Raw genomic sequence first — 16,590 nt, forward strand, 5'->3', positions numbered from 1 at the left:
ATTTTAGCCGCGGTAACATCTAGTATGAGCGACATACTATCCCGCACCCGTAGTGCATTTCGCTGGACCCTGGCGCTTCGCATTATGTCGCAGCTATTCACCTGGTTTGTGTCGCTGTTTGTCATCCGTTTTCTAACCCCCGCCGACTACGGCATAGTGGCGATTGTCGAAACCGTGTCGATGTTAGCGCTGCAACTTGCCAGTGCCGGGCTGGGCAATGCATTAATCCGCCAGGACAACCTGGATAAGCTGTTTATCCGCAAAATTTTGGGCTTATTAATTTTGTTTAATCTGACACTGGCGCTGCTGCAATGGTTTAGTGCAGCAAAAATTGCCCAGTTCTACCAGCAACCACAATTAGGGCAAGTGCTACAAATTACTGCCATAGCGTTTTTATTCAGCCCCTGGGCGACGCTGGCATCGAATTTACTGGCCCGTGAGCTTAATTTTAAAAGCCGCGCCAAAATAGACCTGAGCGCCAGTGTCATAGGTAGCATGTTAGCGCTATCGCTGGCCTATGCGGGAATGGGGTTTTGGTCACTTATATTGGCCAATCTCGCCGTCACCATTATGCGGGCCATTGGCTATACCGCCGTGATGAAAACCCTTTACCTGCCGGCTTTGCATTTTAGGGGCACGGGCGATGCGATTAAATTTGGCGCAACGCTTACCGCCACGGGTTTGCTGTTTACGCTGTTTATGAAAATAGACATTTTGATCGCTGGGCAGTTTTTACAGCAAAATCAGTTAGGTATTTATGCGGTAGCCTTTCACCTGGCACTGTTACCACTGGCCAAAGCCATGCCCTTGGTAAACGAAGTGGCCTACCCGATGTATGCCGCCATCCGGCATCAGGAGGGCGAGTATGCCCGGGTGTTTTGTTATATTTTTCGCATTATTACCGTGTTTAGTTTCCCGTTGTTTTATGGCCTGGCAGCAGTGGCAGAAGATGCCGTTTTGCTTATTTTGGGCGACAGCTGGCAACAGGCGATACTGCCGCTGCAACTTATTTTGCTGACAGTACCGCTGCGTCTGGCCACTAACCTGTTTACGCCATTAATGAAGGCGCTCGGCTACCCGTCTACCGGCCTTATTCACGTTAGCGTCTCCTTGCTGGTTACTGCTATCGTTATTTACCTGGCTGCACCTTACGGCGTGAATGTGATGGCGGCATCGTGGTTGGTCAGTACACCACTGTTCTTTTTGTTCGCCCTGCAGCTATGCACCCGCCGGTCAAAAATTCCGTTTAGCACTATTATAATTGCGCTGGCGCCACCGCTGTTTGCCTCGTTAATGATGTTTGTCATGATCATGGGCTTTAATCAGCTAAGTGGCGATGCAATACCACGTTGGCTAAATTTACTGATTACTGTGATAATGGGCGCGTTATTGTACTGCACGATCTTATGGATAGGGTTTCGTCAGCGCTTTACCGAAGCTCTTAAATTCAGGCTGTAATCAAGGACGATACATGAAGTTGTACTATTTTAAAGATCCCAAGGGCAATTTTGGCGACGACTTAAACCCCTGGCTCTGGCAGCAGTTATTGGGTGATATTTTTAACGAGCACGACACAGACTTATTCGTTGGTGTCGGCACCTTGCTGAATCACCGCATTCCCGACGCCCCTGCTGTCACCGTGTTTGGCTCAGGTCATGGCTATGGCGAGTTACCCAAACAGCATCAACACTGGACATTCTACGCCGTACGCGGCCCGCTAACGGCAAAAGCTTTTGGCTTAGCCGGCGAACTGGCGATTACCGATCCGGCCTCGTTAACGCCCCGCTTTCATCAATACAGCGGGCCCAAGTTACATAAAGTCAGCTTTATGCCGCACTGCGAAAGTGCACGACTGGGCGATTGGGCCAAAGTTTGTGCGCTGGCTGGCATTCATTATATTGACCCGCGCCAACCGTTTTTACAGGTATTTGATGCCATTTGTCAGTCCGAGCTCTTGTTGACGGAAGCCATGCACGGCGCCATTTTAGCCGATTCATTCCGCGTGCCCTGGGTGCCGGTAAAGGCCTACCGGCATATTTCAGAGTATAAATGGCAGGATTGGCTAATGTCGGTCGGGCTTAAAAGCCAGTTTAATACGCTAAGCCCGGTATGGCGCGGCGATAATCACCTTAGCACGGCATCAAGGCTGAAAAATCAACTAAAACGCGGTTTGCGTCATACGCCCTTGTGGCAAAAAAGCTGGGGCACACCGCCGCCCCAAGCGTCAACGTCGCGCCAGATAGAGCAAACAGCCACAGAGCTGCGTCAGCTATGCCAGGCCAAAGCCCATTTAAGCACTGATGCGATATTTGCCGCCAACACTGAGCGGCTGTTAGCAACAGTGCAGCGCTTCAAACAAGATCAGGGGATTTGACATGCCGATGCCACTTGTCAGTGTAATCATGCCCTGCTACAACAGTGCCGCGCACTTAAATGAAGCGATCGACAGTGTGTTGTCGCAGGATTACCCCAACATTGAACTTATCGTGGTAGATGATGGCTCAACCGATAGCAGTCCTGAGATCCTGCGCCAGTACGGCGATAAAATCCGGCTTATTTTTCAGGCCAACAGCGGCCCTGCCGCCGCCAGAAATACCGGTATGCGTGCAGCGAAAGGCGATTATATTGCCTTTAACGACAGCGACGATATCTGGCTGCCCGGCAAACTCAGTGCCCAAATTGCCCTGTTAGAGGCAAAGCCAGAACTCGGCCTTTGCTATACCGGCTGGATAGTCTGGGATCAACAACACCCGTTGGCCGATATTTTAGCCAAGCGGCCACAAGTATCGCCAGAGCAACTGGTACCGGAGCTGTCAGGTTGGCTGTACTTAAAATTGCTGGCAGTGTGTTATATCCATACCACTACGGCAGTGCTCAGAAAAAGCCTGCTACAACAAGTCGGCTATTTTAACGAAGCTTACCGTATTGGCGAAGATCACGACTATTGGCTGCGTATTTCCCAACATTGCCAGGTAGCTAAGTTGCAGCGGGCCTATTCGGTATACCGCGATAACCCGGTTAGTATTACCAAAAAGCTGCATCCGAAGAATTACAGCCTGCTGGTCCTGGAAGCCAACATAAAACAGTTTGGTTTACGCTGCCCGTCAGGTAATAGCATCAGCCAGCAGCAAGCTAACCGTTATCTGGGGCAGCGCCATTTTATTTACGGTTATCAGGCCATGTTAAACCGCAACCGTGCTGTGGCTTTTGACGCCTTTCGCCACAGCCTGAAATACGGCTATAACAGCCTAAAAGCCGGCTTACTGATGCTGGCTTGCAGCAACCCGATAACCTTTTCTGTGCTGGTTAAACGAAAGGAAGCCTGACATGTCATGGACTATCGCGCAAAGCGCAGAGCGACAATTGCAGTTAAGCCACGCTAAGATTGCAGTTACGCTGACACTAAGCAGTCGCCAACCCATCGCCATGGCACAAAATGCCCAGCATCTGGTGGCAGTGATTGGCCGTGTAAGGCCGTATGAGCAGGATTATCTGCGCCAGGACAATGCGCTTTGGCTACTGACGCAACCGTTAAACGAGCCGGTAACACTGACCCAGGCCCTGGCCGGTTTTTTCCTGATATTGTTGGTGAACAAACAAAGCGGCCAGGTAAGTATTATCAACGACCATGTCGGTAGTATCCCTTGCTATATCGACCAGCGCGATAAGGCCAACATTCACATCAGCGACAATATGCCAGCACTGCACGGGGCGAAAAACAGTGCATCACTTGCGCCACAGGCACTGTTTAACTACCTGTTTTTTCATTGCATTCCCTCACCACTGAGCATTTATCAGGGCATTAGCAAACTGGAGCCCGGCGTAGTGGCAAAGGTTAACACCGACCAGCCACTGCAACAGATCAATTATTATCAGCCGGTATTTAGCCCAAGTAATGACAGCGCTGAAGCGCTGATGGCACGCTGTAAAAAGCTGATCGCGGTGGCCGTGAAGCGCAATATGGCCGATAACTGCGCGGCCTTTTTAAGCGGCGGTCTGGACAGCTCTACCGTCGCCGGCATGTTGGCCAAACATCAGCAGCCTTTGGGTAAAGCGGCTAAAACCTACTCCATTGGCTTTGAAGCCAAAGGCTATGATGAAACCGAATATGCGTTAATTACCGCCAAGCATTTTGCCACTGAGCACAAGGTGCACTATTTACAGCCCGATGAAATAGCCCAGCACTTTAACCAGGTAGCCGGTTATTTTAATGAGCCCTTTGGCAACTCTTCTGCCATGGCTGCCTATATTTGCGCAAAAACCGCCAGGGCAGACGGCATAACGGTAATGCTGGCCGGCGATGGCGGTGATGAAATTTTTGCCGGCAACGAGCGCTATGTAAAACAAAAGGTATTTCAGCGCTACAGTGCCCTGCCCGGCCCGCTGCAGGCTTTGTTAAAGCTGGGGTTAGATAACCCGCTGGCCGATAAACTGCCGCTGGTGAAAAAAGCCAGCAGTTATGTGCGCCAGGCCAAGGTGCCTCTGCCCGACCGGCTGGACAGCTACAACTTTTTAAACCGCTTCAACTTAGCGCAAATGTTCAGCCCGACGCTGCTGCAACAGGTCGATACCCACCTGCCGGCGCAGCAAAAGCGCGAGCGCTACCAGGCCTGCCGCTCAGAAGATGCGGTGGATAAAATGATGTACCTGGACTGGAAGTTTACCCTGGCCGATAACGATTTAGTCAAAGTGAGCCAAATGTGTCAGCTGGCCGGTGTAGAGGTGCGCTTTCCGCTGTTTGAAAAAGAGCTGGTCGATTTTAGCTGCACCGTGCCAGCCCGCTTAAAAGCGCCGGGGCAAAAACTGCGCGACTTTTACAAAGCCAGTTTCCGTGGCTTTTTGCCAGACGCCACTATCAGCAAAAGCAAACACGGTTTTGGTTTGCCATTTGGCGTATGGATGAAACAACGGCCCGATTTGCACAGCCTGGCGCTTAGTGCACTGCAAAGCGTTAAACAGCGCGACATTTTACAACCGACGTTTATTGACCATGCCATAGCTACCTTTGAAAACGGCCATGCCGGTTATTACGGTGAGTTGGTGTGGATTATTGTGGTACTGGAGCTGTGGTTACAGCAGCACAGCACTTAACCATTGGGGTGAAGTGCTGAAACTGATTTGGCTGCTGGTAAAGGTCTGCCGTTGATGGTTTGGGCGATAATATCAAACATATTATTAATGCCCGCCTTTGCCTGAAGCTTAAAGGCTCGAAGTGCAGCCAGTTCAGCTTGGGTGTAAGCGTAATTACTCTGCATAGAAATCGCCGCAATGTCGTCTTCGGCAATTATTCTGTCTGGCGATAAACCAATATCATTAAGCATTGACTGTATTTTATGGCTGTTACCATCAATGCCAAGGAAAGGTGTTTCGGTAAGCATACAAAAGCAAATCACATGAAATCTGCCACTGACGACAACATGACATGATGCTACTGCATCGAAGAACTGCTTGATGGACTTCTTAACAAACAAATTTCTAAGCTGTAAGTAGTCCTCGGCCCCGGTTAGCTTTAGTTTTAGCTTGGTAAGTTCAAACTTCAGGTCCCGTAACCGCTCGGTGAAATTAAAAACACCATCGTACTTACTGCTTCGCAGTACCGGCAAAAATAGTGCTTTATTTTCCCGACACAGCGCGAAGAGCTTTTTTGCAATAGGCGTGATAGAACTGTCACTTACACCAATCTGTTTCCGTTCAGAGTAAGGCTGATAGTCGTAACTTAAGGTGATATCGGGCACCACAGTTGAGGGTACAGCGATCTTAGCTAATGCTTTGGCGCTCTCGCCTTCGCGCACAAAAATTGCGGAAAACTTATCCAGATACTGCTTAAACTCCGGCGGGTTATCCTGGTAAGTGGTGTTGATAAGAAAAGCCGGGATCCGGTGTTGCTCTGCCAGTTCGGTTACCTCAAGTAACTTACGCCCCGCTGGCCGGTTGTGATGAATAGTGCCCTCTCCATTAACAATAATGGCATCACAGCGTGCAGCTGCAGTCAAAAAAGCCTGGTCGCAGCGCCAGTCAGTCCCCTCAGCTGAGGTAGCAAGCACTTTGATACCTCTTTTGCCCAGCAAAAGCCGAATTTGCTTCATTACCAACTCACAGCCGTGATGCATTTGTGTAGTGGTATCGTTAACTAACACAACAGATTTCATTACTTCGCCCTAAACCGGTAAACAACACTAAACTAATTGGAGATAAACCTGGCTAAGCGCCAGATCACGGGTTTATCTGCCAACCAGCGCTTTAACTTTTTGTCGGTGCGATGCACGACCTGAAACAGCCCCTGATCAGCTAACGAGAACAAGTCGGCAGTAAAATTAATATGCTTACGCGGCACCGGCGTAGCTGTGCGCGGTGACACCGCATGGATAGATTTCTCTGAATTGATAAACAGCACCAGTGTATTGGCTTCATAAGTGGCACTGCTGACAACCTTTACTTTGTCTGGCTCAACTTCCATCGGTAAATGGTCAACCACGATTTTTTTACCCGGATGCATTTGCTCCGGGTTTAGCGCCTGACACACCTCAAGGTTACTGCCGGTGGAGTCGTCATTGTCCTGGCGGAAATACAGCAAGGCGGCATATAACTCGGTTGGGCGGTCAACATGGGGGCCGCGCACAGCCCGTGGCTGCTCGGTATAGTTGACATAAAACTGGCACTCTAACGACACATCTGTTGCATAATTTTGCTGGTTATCGGCCGCACCGTTTTGCCGCATGCTGGTAGAAAAATCTTCCAGTTTTTTACCAAACTTCTGCTCTAACAGCGGGTGCCATTGCCTGATAGTATCGCCAAACAGCTGCATCAGCTCATGATAAAACTCGGCCGAGGTGTGATACGCCAAAAATGCCTGCCACATTGGCGTAATCTTGCTATTTTGCAGCGCAAAACAGGCCGGATAGTCGTACCAGGTATCCTTTTTCTCCCGGCCATTTAACACCACTGCAGGATCGGGGTATTCGTCGGCCAGTTGCTGAAAGACATCCGGATCCAGCGCATTTTTAATAATGATATGGGGGTAAGGCTCGGTAACAACGTCCAATTTACTGGCATTGGACAGGATACTTAATCGGTTGGTCATGTTAATTCCCTTTTACAATCGCCGTTACGCTGCATCAATAAGTGCAATATTACGTGCTAAAGCACCGGATAATTGTGCTAACTGCTCAACAACCTGCCGCGCCTTGTCGCTATTGCCGGCAGCAGTTGCTGATGTTGCTAAAAACCTTGCTAAATCTGCGGCATCGCTAAGCTCTGTGACCAGCTGCTTGCTGCGGGCTATGCTAAATACCGGGTAGCTGGGGTAGCTTGGCTCCCAGTTGCCCAGCACCGCCACTGGCTTGCCCAAACTTAGCGGTTCAAGAATATTGTGATTAATACCGACATAACAGGCATAAGCGGCGGCATAAAACGCCTTTAACTCACCGAAGCTATCAACAATTAATACATCGTCAAGTTGCAGTGACTGCGCCGTTACCTGGCTACGGTACTGATAAACCAGCTGATGTTGTTGCAACAGCTGCTCCAGTGCCGCCAGCTGCTCTGGTTTTTCCGGGTGGCGCGGTGCGATAACCAGCTTTAGCGCGGCTTCACTTTGCCGGGCACGGGCAAAGGCCTTGATCACCAGTTCATATTCCCACACATCGGTAACGCAGCCGGCAACAAATAACTGTGGTTGCTTTAGCAGCACGCCTAGCATAGCTTGTGTCGGCTGGTTAAGGGTAAGGCTGGCATCCAGGTTGTCGTATTTCATATTGCCGCTGACCACAAGCCGCTCTGGCTTTGCGCCCTGCTCTACCAGTTGCTGTTTGATCTGCTCGGTTTGCACCGACATCACATCAAAGCAGTTAAGATAATCCTGCTCAAACAAGTACTTCTCGATGCTGTCCTGTTTACAGGCGGGCTGGTAACCATACAGCCAACCATTGACCAGACAAATCCTAACCTGCTGCTGTTTCAATAACCGCAGTACACCATAGGACAAGCGGCAAGGCGCATCATGTAACAGTAGTGGAATTTCACACACTATAGCCAGCTTAGGCGGGTATTGGCTTAGCAGGCTGTGGGTGTGGCGAAAATCCAGCGCCGCTACTGCAACGACAGCGGTAGGAAACTGTTGTTGATAGCTTTCAAGGTAAATCTCTCTGTCGGTTAGCAGTAACACCTTTGCCTTTGCACAATAGTGCGCTATCAGCTGTTTGCAGGCGTTTAGCTCACCTATAGTAGAGCAAAATATCCAGATATAGCGCTCGGGCTTTGTCGGCGTAGCAGGCATTATCGTGACAGTGTTGCGGTGCAACAGCCGATGCAGCAGCGCATAGCCGGCCCAGCGCACAGGCTCGGGCAGCAAGCGGACAAGCGTTTTCAGCACGCTTATAACCCGGCGTCAGCTAAGGGCTGCTCGGGTGCGGGTGCTACCGGCTCACGCCACACACCCCGGCTGCGCAGTTTCTCTTTTAATCCGGGTAGCGGATATCCCAGATTATACGCAGTATGGGCATGCTTAAGCGCCTGCTCTAACTCGCCGGTCGAAACCAGTAACAAGCCAAAGTTGTAGTGCGCCTCGGCAGCATCAGGTTTTAACGTAATGGCTTTTTGGTAATGGCCTTTGGCTTGCTCAAAGCGTTTTAATTTGTGTTGGTGTATCGCCATCACCAGATAAACGGCGGCATCATTGGGGGCAACTTGCAGAGCCCGCTGAAAATAACAGTTTAATGTTGGGTAATATTTGTCTTTACGCAGCGGGTGCTGCCGGGTAAAACCAGGGCGCTGCTGTACGTCGGCCATCACCGACAACGCATAAGGATGATTAGGGAAAACCCGCAGCACAAAATCCAAATCACCAATTAACGAGCCGGCATTACCTGCTGTGCCTGAACGGACGCTTTGGGTAAAATGGGCCCCCTCTGCCAGATTCAGCCGCTCTCTTGCCAGCTCCGATGGGTCATTGTAATCAAAAGGCGGGCCTTTTTTAGATAGCTTTAACGGTTCGCAATCGTTTGGCTCTGCAGCTAACGGCAGTGATGCACCAAGCAGGCTCAGGCTTATAAAGGCTAACAGCCGGATCATAACAGACACTCCATGTCGATATTTTGCCCAAGTGTACTCATTTATTCGGGCTATTTCCAGTTAGCCGGCACAACATTGCGCGGCTTTGCTAAGTTTGCACCAACAGCCAGACTAAGCCCGCTTCACCTGTTGTCATTCATTAATAGACTTAACCGGCGCTAGTAGGCTAGCATTAGCCGGTAACAACAATATTGCACCAGATAGGATCTGCGGCCGCAATAACAGGGACAGTCGATATGTTTCATAGCGCCATCAAACTTGCCGGTAAGGTTTTAGCCGCGAATAAACTGAGTATTCTAATTTATCATCAGGTACTGGAAACAGCCGACCCGATGCGGCCCTCTGAGCCTACAGCAGAGGTATTTGACTGGCAAATGCGCCTGCTGCGCGATTACTTTACGCCGTTGTCGCTGGATGAAGCACTGGCGCATTTACGGCACAACACTCTGCCTGCCAATGCGGTGTGTGTCACTTTCGATGATGGCTACATTAATAACCTGACCATCGCGCAGCCGATCCTGGCCAAATATGGTATAGCCGCCACCGTGTATATCGCTACCGGCTTTAGCCAGGGGCAAAACATGTGGAATGACCGTCTTATTCATTTATTCGCCGACACTAAACGCAGTTCACTGCAACTGGATGACACTGTGGTCAGTTTGGCTGACTGGCCAGACAGGCGCAGCAAAGCCCAGCAATGGCTGAAAAGCCTGAAGTATTTGCCCTTTGAGCAGCGGCTGGCCAAAGTGAACCAGTATTACGCGCAAAACCAGGCTACCGAGCAGGCCCCCTTGATGATGAACCCGGCACAATTAAAGCAACTGGCCGCAAGCGGCATTACGCTGGGCGCCCACACAGTGCATCACCCTATTTTAAAAGTGCTGCCAGCCGGGCAGCAGCAAGCCGAAATACACCAATCGAAACACCAGTTAGAGCAGTGGCTGGGCCAGCGTGTAATGCACTTTGCTTACCCTAATGGCGGCCAGGGCACCGACTTTGATGACACCGCAGTGCAGCTGGTAAAACAGGCGGGGTTTGCCAGCGCGGTGGTGACCAATTGGGGTGTGTCAGATAGGCACACCCCGGCTTATCTGCTAAAACGTTTTACCCCCTGGGATAAAACGCCGTTGGCGTTTCATCTGCGCTTAGTAAAAAACATGCTTAGTCAGGCCTGAGGTTCAGCCTGTGCCTGAGTTGCGCTGTTGCGCTTACGGTATTGTTTAAGCTGGCGTACCAGCCACTGCAGCAAGCGGGTGCGTTGCCAGCTAAGATGCACTATGGGCCGCAGTTCTGAGTTCAGACGTTTGTGCCAGTCCATTGCTTTGCCATAAAACTCAATATTGTTAATACCCAGCTGCGGGTTCCCGGCGTAGTATTTTAACATCTCCAGCTTAAGTAATAAGGCGGGTGAATAGCGGGCGTATTGCTCATCAAAAGTGGTTTTAAGAATAATTAAACTGCCATTTTTGCTCACGCACAGATCGACAGCGGCAACCTTGCCCGATACTTTAAAATACCAGACACAGGCGGCCTGACGCTGCGCCAGCTCAGTCATCATTTGCTGATAAAACTGGCCTTGCTGATTGTCGGGGCTAATAGCCGTGCCCTCCTGAGCTTTCCAGCTGGCGCTTTCAATCTCGCCATAATGGATAACGCCTGCCGTTACCTGCGCTGGTGAGCAAACCACTTCTGCGCTCAGGCTGTCGTTGTCACGCTCGGCGCGGTTATAGGCTTTGTTGCAGTTTTGCCGTAAGTTTTTACCAATGGTTTTGGCAAAGTCGTCATAATGTGCCGGTACCGGGCGGTTGCCGGTTTCAATATAAAACTGCTGATAAATTGCGGGCGCCACCGTTAAGTTACGGCTGTCGGCTTGCAGTAAATCCAGTTGCAATACCGGGCCAGGCAGCACTTGTGCGATGGCCTTCAATAAGGCCTCATCGATGCTATGTGCACGTGCCAGCCAAAGCCCAACCGGCGCCTGCGATGGCATCACGGTTTGCCAGCAGCCAAAAGCTGTGCGCTGAAAAAAACCGATAAAACGCAGCTGTGACGCCTGATACACCACCAGCAGTTGCTCGTCGCCACGGAAAAAATGCTTAATTAAACAACTGATAAAATCGGCATCTAAAATCGCCTGGCACTGTGTCTGCTGATTCAGGCTGTCCCACTGTGGCCGCAAGCTGTCAAAATAACTAACCGGATATACGCCTGTTTCCATTACAACTCCGTCAGGCCTGCCATGGCCTGGATAATATAGTCTAAATCTGCCCGGGTTAATTTATGATGACAGGGCAACTGAATTAACCGGCTACGATATTGCTCGGTAATGTCGCAGCCACTGGGCGCCATCTCTTCCCAGCGCAGTACCTGAATTTTTTTTAAGCGCAGTTGCTGAAAATGACTGCCATCGCGCAGTAAAAACGGCAACACGTAAGGCGCTTCATCAGCAATAACAGGATACAGACAAGTGCCTGCAGCCACCCCCGCCAAGCCCGTCACCAGATAATGATAATTCGCCCGCCGCTTGGTTTTAATGGCGGCCAGATCGCTGCATTGCAAAATCCATTTGGTATGGCGGAAGCTGGCAGAGTTCAGATCTGCAGGTCTGAAGTATTTAAAACCCGGCGTAGGCTCCGGTGTTGATATCCTATCAGGCTTACGTGTCTTTGTGCGCTGCCTTAAGCGTTGTAAACGCTGCGGAATTTTCAGCAAAAACGCTATACCCTTTAGCTCTTCCAGCCAGCTGCAATGGCCGGGCTGTGTACTCTGGCGCTGGCGCAAATACAGTAAGCCACCATCTATGGTCGGCAACACCTTGTTAATACTGCAAATACGCGCCGAAACACGCGGATCATCCTGCTGCAGCGATGCAACAAAATCAACCAGACCATGAGCGCAATCTTCCAGTACCCGTTTTCCCGCAGCGTGAGCCAGGGTAATAAGCTGATTCGCGTTTTGCTTAAAGCCAAAAAACTGCACGACCACACAGTGGCTGACATCCGCAGTGAGTAAACGCTGAAATACGGCGGCATCAACTGACAAATCGGCCTGTACCGGATAAAACCGCACCCGATAACCCAGCCAGAGAAAAGGCTCAACCAGCGCCGGGCAATGATAGGCCGGCAATAATACCGTATTGGTTTGGTTTGGGTATTGAAGCTGCTGCGCGGCTATGGCAATGGCTGCCCTACCGTTACGGGTATAGGTGCACTGACCAAGCTGAAGTTTCTGCCATAGCAAACCGACGTCACTGAAGCCAAAACCAGGCGTTGCCCTGATTATTGCTTCGGGAAAATCTGCCGCATTTGCCATCACAGGGGCAAATTTAACATCCATGTGTTGAACCCCGAACGAAGATGCACTCATGCTAACACTAACTAAAACCACAGCACAACCTGCGACAATATCAGATGCACTTGCAACAGACTTGGATGCCCGCTGCAGACAAGGTATGATTTAGCACAACTAAGGGCCATTATCTGGCCGGTGCTACTGATGCAGGATGCAGCATGCAAACGGATTTAACCGCAAGTCTTAACCAACCCGGCTTTTTAGCGCTAAGCCGCGGCAAGGTGTTTCTTCATACTACCCAAGCTACGCAGGCCACCTCAGCAGCAATGGTGATACTGCCGCCTTTTGCTGAGGAGATGAATAAAACCCGGCATCTACTTAGTGCAACAATGCGTAAGCTTGCCGCGGTCGGCGTTAGCTGTTTTATGCTCGATCACTATGGTACCGGCGATAGCGAGGGCGATTTAGACAGCGCCACCACAATTATCTGGCGCCAAGATTTGCTGGCACTGCTTAATCTGCTAAAGGCGGCCGGCTATCAACAGGTTAGCTTTATTGCCGTACGCTTTGGTGCAATACAACTTTTTGATTTACTTCATCAAAATACGCTGCCACTTACCGCTGAAAAAATTGCGTTATGGCAACCGATGTTTGACGTAGCCAAATTCTGGCAACAATTTGTCCGTATTAAAGTGGCCGAAGCAATGGCTGGCGGGGTAAAACTAAGCCAGGCTGAGCTGGAGCAGCAACTGCTTGGCGGGGCAACAGTGGAAATCGCCGGTTATCCGATAAGCCGGGCGTTTTATCAAAGCCTGACTGAACTGCAGTCAACCTTCCCCCCCCAGTTAGCACAGTGCCAGCTCAGTTGGTTTGAAACCTCGCAGCTGAACGCCGTTGCGCTGCCGGTGCAAAAGAAGCTTGAGCAGTTACAACACGTTACAGCAGTAAACTTTATCCAGTTAAAAGCTGAACCTTACTGGCAAACCACTGAGCTTGCCCGCGCAGATGCGCTGATGACACACACGCTGGAGCAATTTAACCGGGGTGGCCTATGAGCGAGCAGTTTGTCAGTATCACCTGCACTGATAACAGCCTTAGCGCCATTCTGCACCAGCCAGACAGCGATCGGCAGGATACCGGTGTGCTAATTCTGGTCGGCGGGCCACAGTACCGGGTGGGTAGCCACCGCCAGTTTGTTAAATTAAGCCGGGCGTTGGCCGCAGAAGGCATCGCGTCGCTGCGCCTGGATGCCGCGGGTATGGGCGACAGCAGCGGCACAAAAGCCGAATTCTATCAGCAAGATGCTGAAATTGAGGCCGGGATAACTGCGCTGATGCAGCAGTGCCCACAACTAAAAAACGTGGTGCTGTGGGGCCTGTGCGATGCCGCCAGCGCCATCTTGTTATACCTGAATAAACCCGATCCCAGGGTGAGTGGCACCGTATTGCTAAACCCCTGGGTACGCCAGCAGCATAGCCATGCCGAGGTAATGTTAAAACACTACTATGTAAAACGGCTGTTTAGCCGTCAATTCTGGCAAAAGCTGTTCGGCGGCGGTGTGGCGCTAAAGCACAGTATTCAAGGGCTGTGGCAGACACTGCAGCAGCGCCGGGCTAACCGCCCGGCCGCCAGCATTACACCGCAAGCTAACGCGCAAAACTATGTGCAGCTGATGCTGCGTGGCTGGCAGCGCTTTAGCGGCCAGGTGCTCATCATCACCAGTGGGAATGATTTAACGGCGCAGGAGTTTTTGCAGCTTTGCGCCACTGACACTGCCTGGGCCGGCTGTCTGGCAAAGGCACAGCATAGCCAGATCAGTGAGGCTAACCATACCTTTTCCAGTCAGTTATGGCGCGGGCAGGTGGAACAGGCTACGCTGCAATGGTTACAAACACCTTAAGCCGCAAAAAAACCGACTATGGCCAATACCGAGCCTGATAGCAACACACAAAAACGCCTACCCAGCTGGGTTAAACGCCTGTTGCTGCTAAGTTTACTGCTGGCCGGGCTGTGGTGGTTACTGACCAGCAGTGGCCAAACCAGCAATAGCGATATTAGCAGTAAAGATGTGACTACAGCGCGTAAGCTGCTTAGCTCAACCCTGCGCCAGTTAAGCCAGGCCGACGATCGTATTGAGCTGAGCTTTGAACAGGCGCAGCTGGACGCACTGATGAATGTGGCCAGTTATACTGTGGCCCCGCTGCAGTTTAATGGTGTGATTTCCAATTTTGGCGTTGCGGTGCGCGCCGACTGGCAGTTTAGCCAGCAGCGCAGGGTCAGCGCCTATTGCCTGTTTTTACCCGGTAACGACGGTTTTGCTATTGATCATTGCCGGCTGGGTAAAATACCGCTACCCGGCGCCGTGGCCAATGCCATGCTGTCAGCGGCGGTTAAAACCATGCTGGCCGCCCCGGCCGACCAGCAGCTGTTATCGCTGCTGCAAAAAGGCGAGCTGGCTAACGGCAAGTTGTATTTTGTCGATGAAAATGCCAATGCGCTAAAGCTTAAACTTAACCCGCAGTTGTATCAGGCGCGCAATATGGCGCGCGACCTGCTACAAAGCGACAGCCGCTTTGCACCCGATATTGCCGTCTATCTGGAGCAGTTACGCAGCCTGTACCAACAACACCCTGATGAGCGGCGGCTAGCTTTTTACAGCCGCGAACTGCTGTTATTTGCCGCTGCACGCGCTGCGGGCGACAACCCTGAATATGAATACCGCCAAGCGATGTGGGCCTTAGCGGTGGGCTTTGGCAACCGCCATTTTGTCCGCTACGCCACCGATAACGCTGAGCCTGACCAGGTGCCAAGGCTGGCCAAAGTCACCTTGCTGGGCCGGCACGATTTGGCACTGCACTTTTTGTATTCGGCGGTCTTTCAGCAACTGGGTAGCGCCGGCATTTCCAGCCAGATTGGTAATTTAAAAGAAATTCTCGATGCCGACAGCGGCGGCTCCGGTTTTAGCTTTGCCGATCTGAGTGCCGACAGAGCCGGCATTCTATTTGCCGAACGCTTAAGCAGTATCGACGCCAGACGTTTAGCGCAGTTTGACAGCGATGAGATGGAAATGGCAATGATGCCGGCGGTGCATGATTTACCCGAAGGATTAACTGAGCAGCAGGTTATCGAGCAGTTAGGCGGCTATCAGGGCGCAGGTTTTAAGGCACTGGAGCAGCAGATAGCCTTAAGGCTGAACCAACTGGCGCTGTACCAGCAAGCCGCACCTTTTAGCGGTGTGGCACAGTTATCCCGCGCCACTCAGCCGCCATCAAGCCGGACTCTGATTGCTGATTTACACCTACACAGCCGCTATTCTGATGGCGCGCGCAGCATCGATGAACTGGCCCGGTTGGCGCAGCAACATGGCTGCGATGTGATAGCGCTGACTGATCACTCAGACCGTGGTTTAACCCGCTTTGATACCGGGCGCTATCAGCAGGATATTCTCAGCGCCCGGGCCCGCCATGCGCCCCTTAACATTATTACCGGGCTGGAGTGGAATATATTGCCGTTTCGCGGCCGCGAACATGTTGGCGTGTTACTGCCCGACCTGGACAATGCCGGCGAGCTGCTGCAAAGGTTTCGCCAGCAATTTGACAGTGGCAGCAGCACCCGTTTTGACGCACTACAAGCGTTAAGCTGGTTAAACAACCAACCTGGGCTTGCTCAGCAGCAAGCGGTGCTGTTTTATAACCACCCCAGTCGCAAAGATTTATCTGCGGCGGAAAACCTGTTTGATGTAAAGCTGTGGCGCAGTCAGCATAGTAATTTGGTGGGTTTTGAAGGCGGCCCCGGCCATCAGCGCCAGCAAGGTAATAAAAATGCCAGCTATACCTACCGTTACCGTACAGTTGACGGTTGGGATCCGGCCGTGGCCATTATTGGCGGTCAGTGGGATAAGCTGTTACAGCAAGGTCTCGATATCTGGGGCGCGCTGGCCAGCTCAGATTACCACAACGACAATCTGGACTACGCCCCCTGTCAGTTCTCCCGCACCCATATTCATGCCAGCGTTAACACCACGGCCGCAGTGCTTAACGCCCTGCGACAGGGGCAGTTTTGGGGCTCGCACGGTAAGGCAATCAATAGCCTGCAATTTTATGCCGACACTGCTACCGGTGAGCGGGCTTATGCCGGGCAGCGTGTTAACACCGAGGCGGCAGTTGTCCAGGTAACACTTGCACTTAGCCTTAACCCAACGGACTGGCGGGGGCCACCGGGGGGGCCCCC

Annotated in this window: 14 protein-coding genes; 8 read left to right on the top strand and 6 right to left on the bottom strand. The window is 51.5% G+C overall.

All coding sequences use genetic code 11. The features are described 5' to 3' along the window. The 4 genes from RNAN_RS18160 to RNAN_RS18175 all read left to right on the top strand — a co-directional run. Positions 1-1,458: lipopolysaccharide biosynthesis protein (locus RNAN_RS18160; RefSeq protein ID WP_237739950.1), on the top strand; the 1,458-nt coding region annotated here is incomplete at its 5' end. Positions 1,459-1,471: 13 nt separating this feature from the next. Beyond that, positions 1,472-2,374: a polysaccharide pyruvyl transferase family protein gene (locus tag RNAN_RS18165; RefSeq protein ID WP_008224509.1), complete on the top strand. Its 903-nt coding sequence runs from the start codon at positions 1,472-1,474 to the stop codon at positions 2,372-2,374. A 1-nt stretch (position 2,375) separates the two neighbouring features. Further along, positions 2,376-3,326, top strand: coding sequence for a glycosyltransferase family 2 protein (locus tag RNAN_RS18170; RefSeq protein WP_008224510.1), 951 nt, complete (start codon positions 2,376-2,378; stop codon positions 3,324-3,326). 1 nt (position 3,327) lies between these two features. Beyond that, entirely contained in the window at positions 3,328-5,091 is a 1,764-nt protein-coding gene (locus RNAN_RS18175) for an asparagine synthetase B family protein (protein WP_008224511.1), read from the top strand. Here the strand turns inward: RNAN_RS18175 and RNAN_RS18180 are convergent. Genes RNAN_RS18180 through RNAN_RS18195 form a run of 4 tightly spaced genes read right to left on the bottom strand, consistent with a single transcriptional unit; the run spans position 5,088 to position 9,069 of the window. Beyond that, positions 5,088-6,149: a polysaccharide pyruvyl transferase family protein gene (locus tag RNAN_RS18180; protein WP_008224513.1), complete on the bottom strand. Its 1,062-nt coding sequence runs from the start codon at positions 6,147-6,149 to the stop codon at positions 5,088-5,090. The two genes, RNAN_RS18175 and RNAN_RS18180, sit on opposite strands and share 4 nt — an antisense overlap. A gap of 32 nt (positions 6,150-6,181) precedes the next feature. After that, positions 6,182-7,081, bottom strand: a complete 900-nt coding sequence (locus RNAN_RS18185) for a hypothetical protein (RefSeq protein WP_008224515.1) — start codon at positions 7,079-7,081, stop codon at positions 6,182-6,184. Between the two features lie 24 nt (positions 7,082-7,105). Continuing rightward, complete coding sequence (locus tag RNAN_RS18190; RefSeq protein ID WP_008224516.1) at positions 7,106-8,371, bottom strand: 3-deoxy-D-manno-octulosonic acid transferase; 1,266 nt, start codon at positions 8,369-8,371, stop codon at positions 7,106-7,108. Positions 8,372-8,373: 2 nt separating this feature from the next. Then, a complete protein-coding gene (locus RNAN_RS18195; RefSeq protein WP_008224518.1) occupies positions 8,374-9,069 on the bottom strand; it encodes a tetratricopeptide repeat protein in 696 nt (231 codons plus the stop codon). A 236-nt stretch (positions 9,070-9,305) separates the two neighbouring features. On the opposite strand from RNAN_RS18195, the gene RNAN_RS18200 reads away from it, so the two are divergent. Further along, complete coding sequence (locus tag RNAN_RS18200; RefSeq protein WP_008224520.1) at positions 9,306-10,244, top strand: polysaccharide deacetylase family protein; 939 nt, start codon at positions 9,306-9,308, stop codon at positions 10,242-10,244. On the opposite strand, the gene RNAN_RS18205 is transcribed toward RNAN_RS18200, so the two are convergent. Then, positions 10,235-11,287 carry a GNAT family N-acetyltransferase gene (locus tag RNAN_RS18205; RefSeq protein WP_008224523.1) on the bottom strand — a complete coding sequence of 351 codons (1,053 nt, stop codon included), beginning with the start codon at positions 11,285-11,287 and terminating at the stop codon, positions 10,235-10,237. The genes RNAN_RS18200 and RNAN_RS18205 overlap by 10 nt on opposite strands. After that, positions 11,287-12,405, bottom strand: coding sequence for a DegT/DnrJ/EryC1/StrS family aminotransferase (locus RNAN_RS18210; RefSeq protein WP_008224526.1), 1,119 nt, complete (start codon positions 12,403-12,405; stop codon positions 11,287-11,289). Before RNAN_RS18210 ends, RNAN_RS18205 begins: the two co-directional genes overlap by 1 nt. 173 nt (positions 12,406-12,578) lie before the next feature. Between RNAN_RS18210 and RNAN_RS18215 the strand changes: the two genes are divergently transcribed. From RNAN_RS18215 to RNAN_RS18225, 3 genes are all read left to right on the top strand, one after another. After that, positions 12,579-13,415, top strand: coding sequence for an alpha/beta hydrolase family protein (locus RNAN_RS18215; RefSeq protein WP_008224528.1), 837 nt, complete (start codon positions 12,579-12,581; stop codon positions 13,413-13,415). Then, positions 13,412-14,260 (top strand): hydrolase 1, exosortase A system-associated, encoded by an 849-nt coding sequence (locus tag RNAN_RS18220; protein ID WP_008224529.1) that lies wholly within the window; start codon positions 13,412-13,414, stop codon positions 14,258-14,260. Before RNAN_RS18215 ends, RNAN_RS18220 begins: the two co-directional genes overlap by 4 nt. A gap of 18 nt (positions 14,261-14,278) precedes the next feature. Continuing rightward, positions 14,279-16,590: PHP domain-containing protein (locus tag RNAN_RS18225; protein WP_040552646.1), on the top strand; the 2,312-nt coding region annotated here is incomplete at its 3' end.

The organism is Rheinheimera nanhaiensis E407-8 (assembly GCF_000296695.1).
In the GTDB taxonomy this organism is placed as follows: domain Bacteria; phylum Pseudomonadota; class Gammaproteobacteria; order Enterobacterales; family Alteromonadaceae; genus Alishewanella; species Alishewanella nanhaiensis.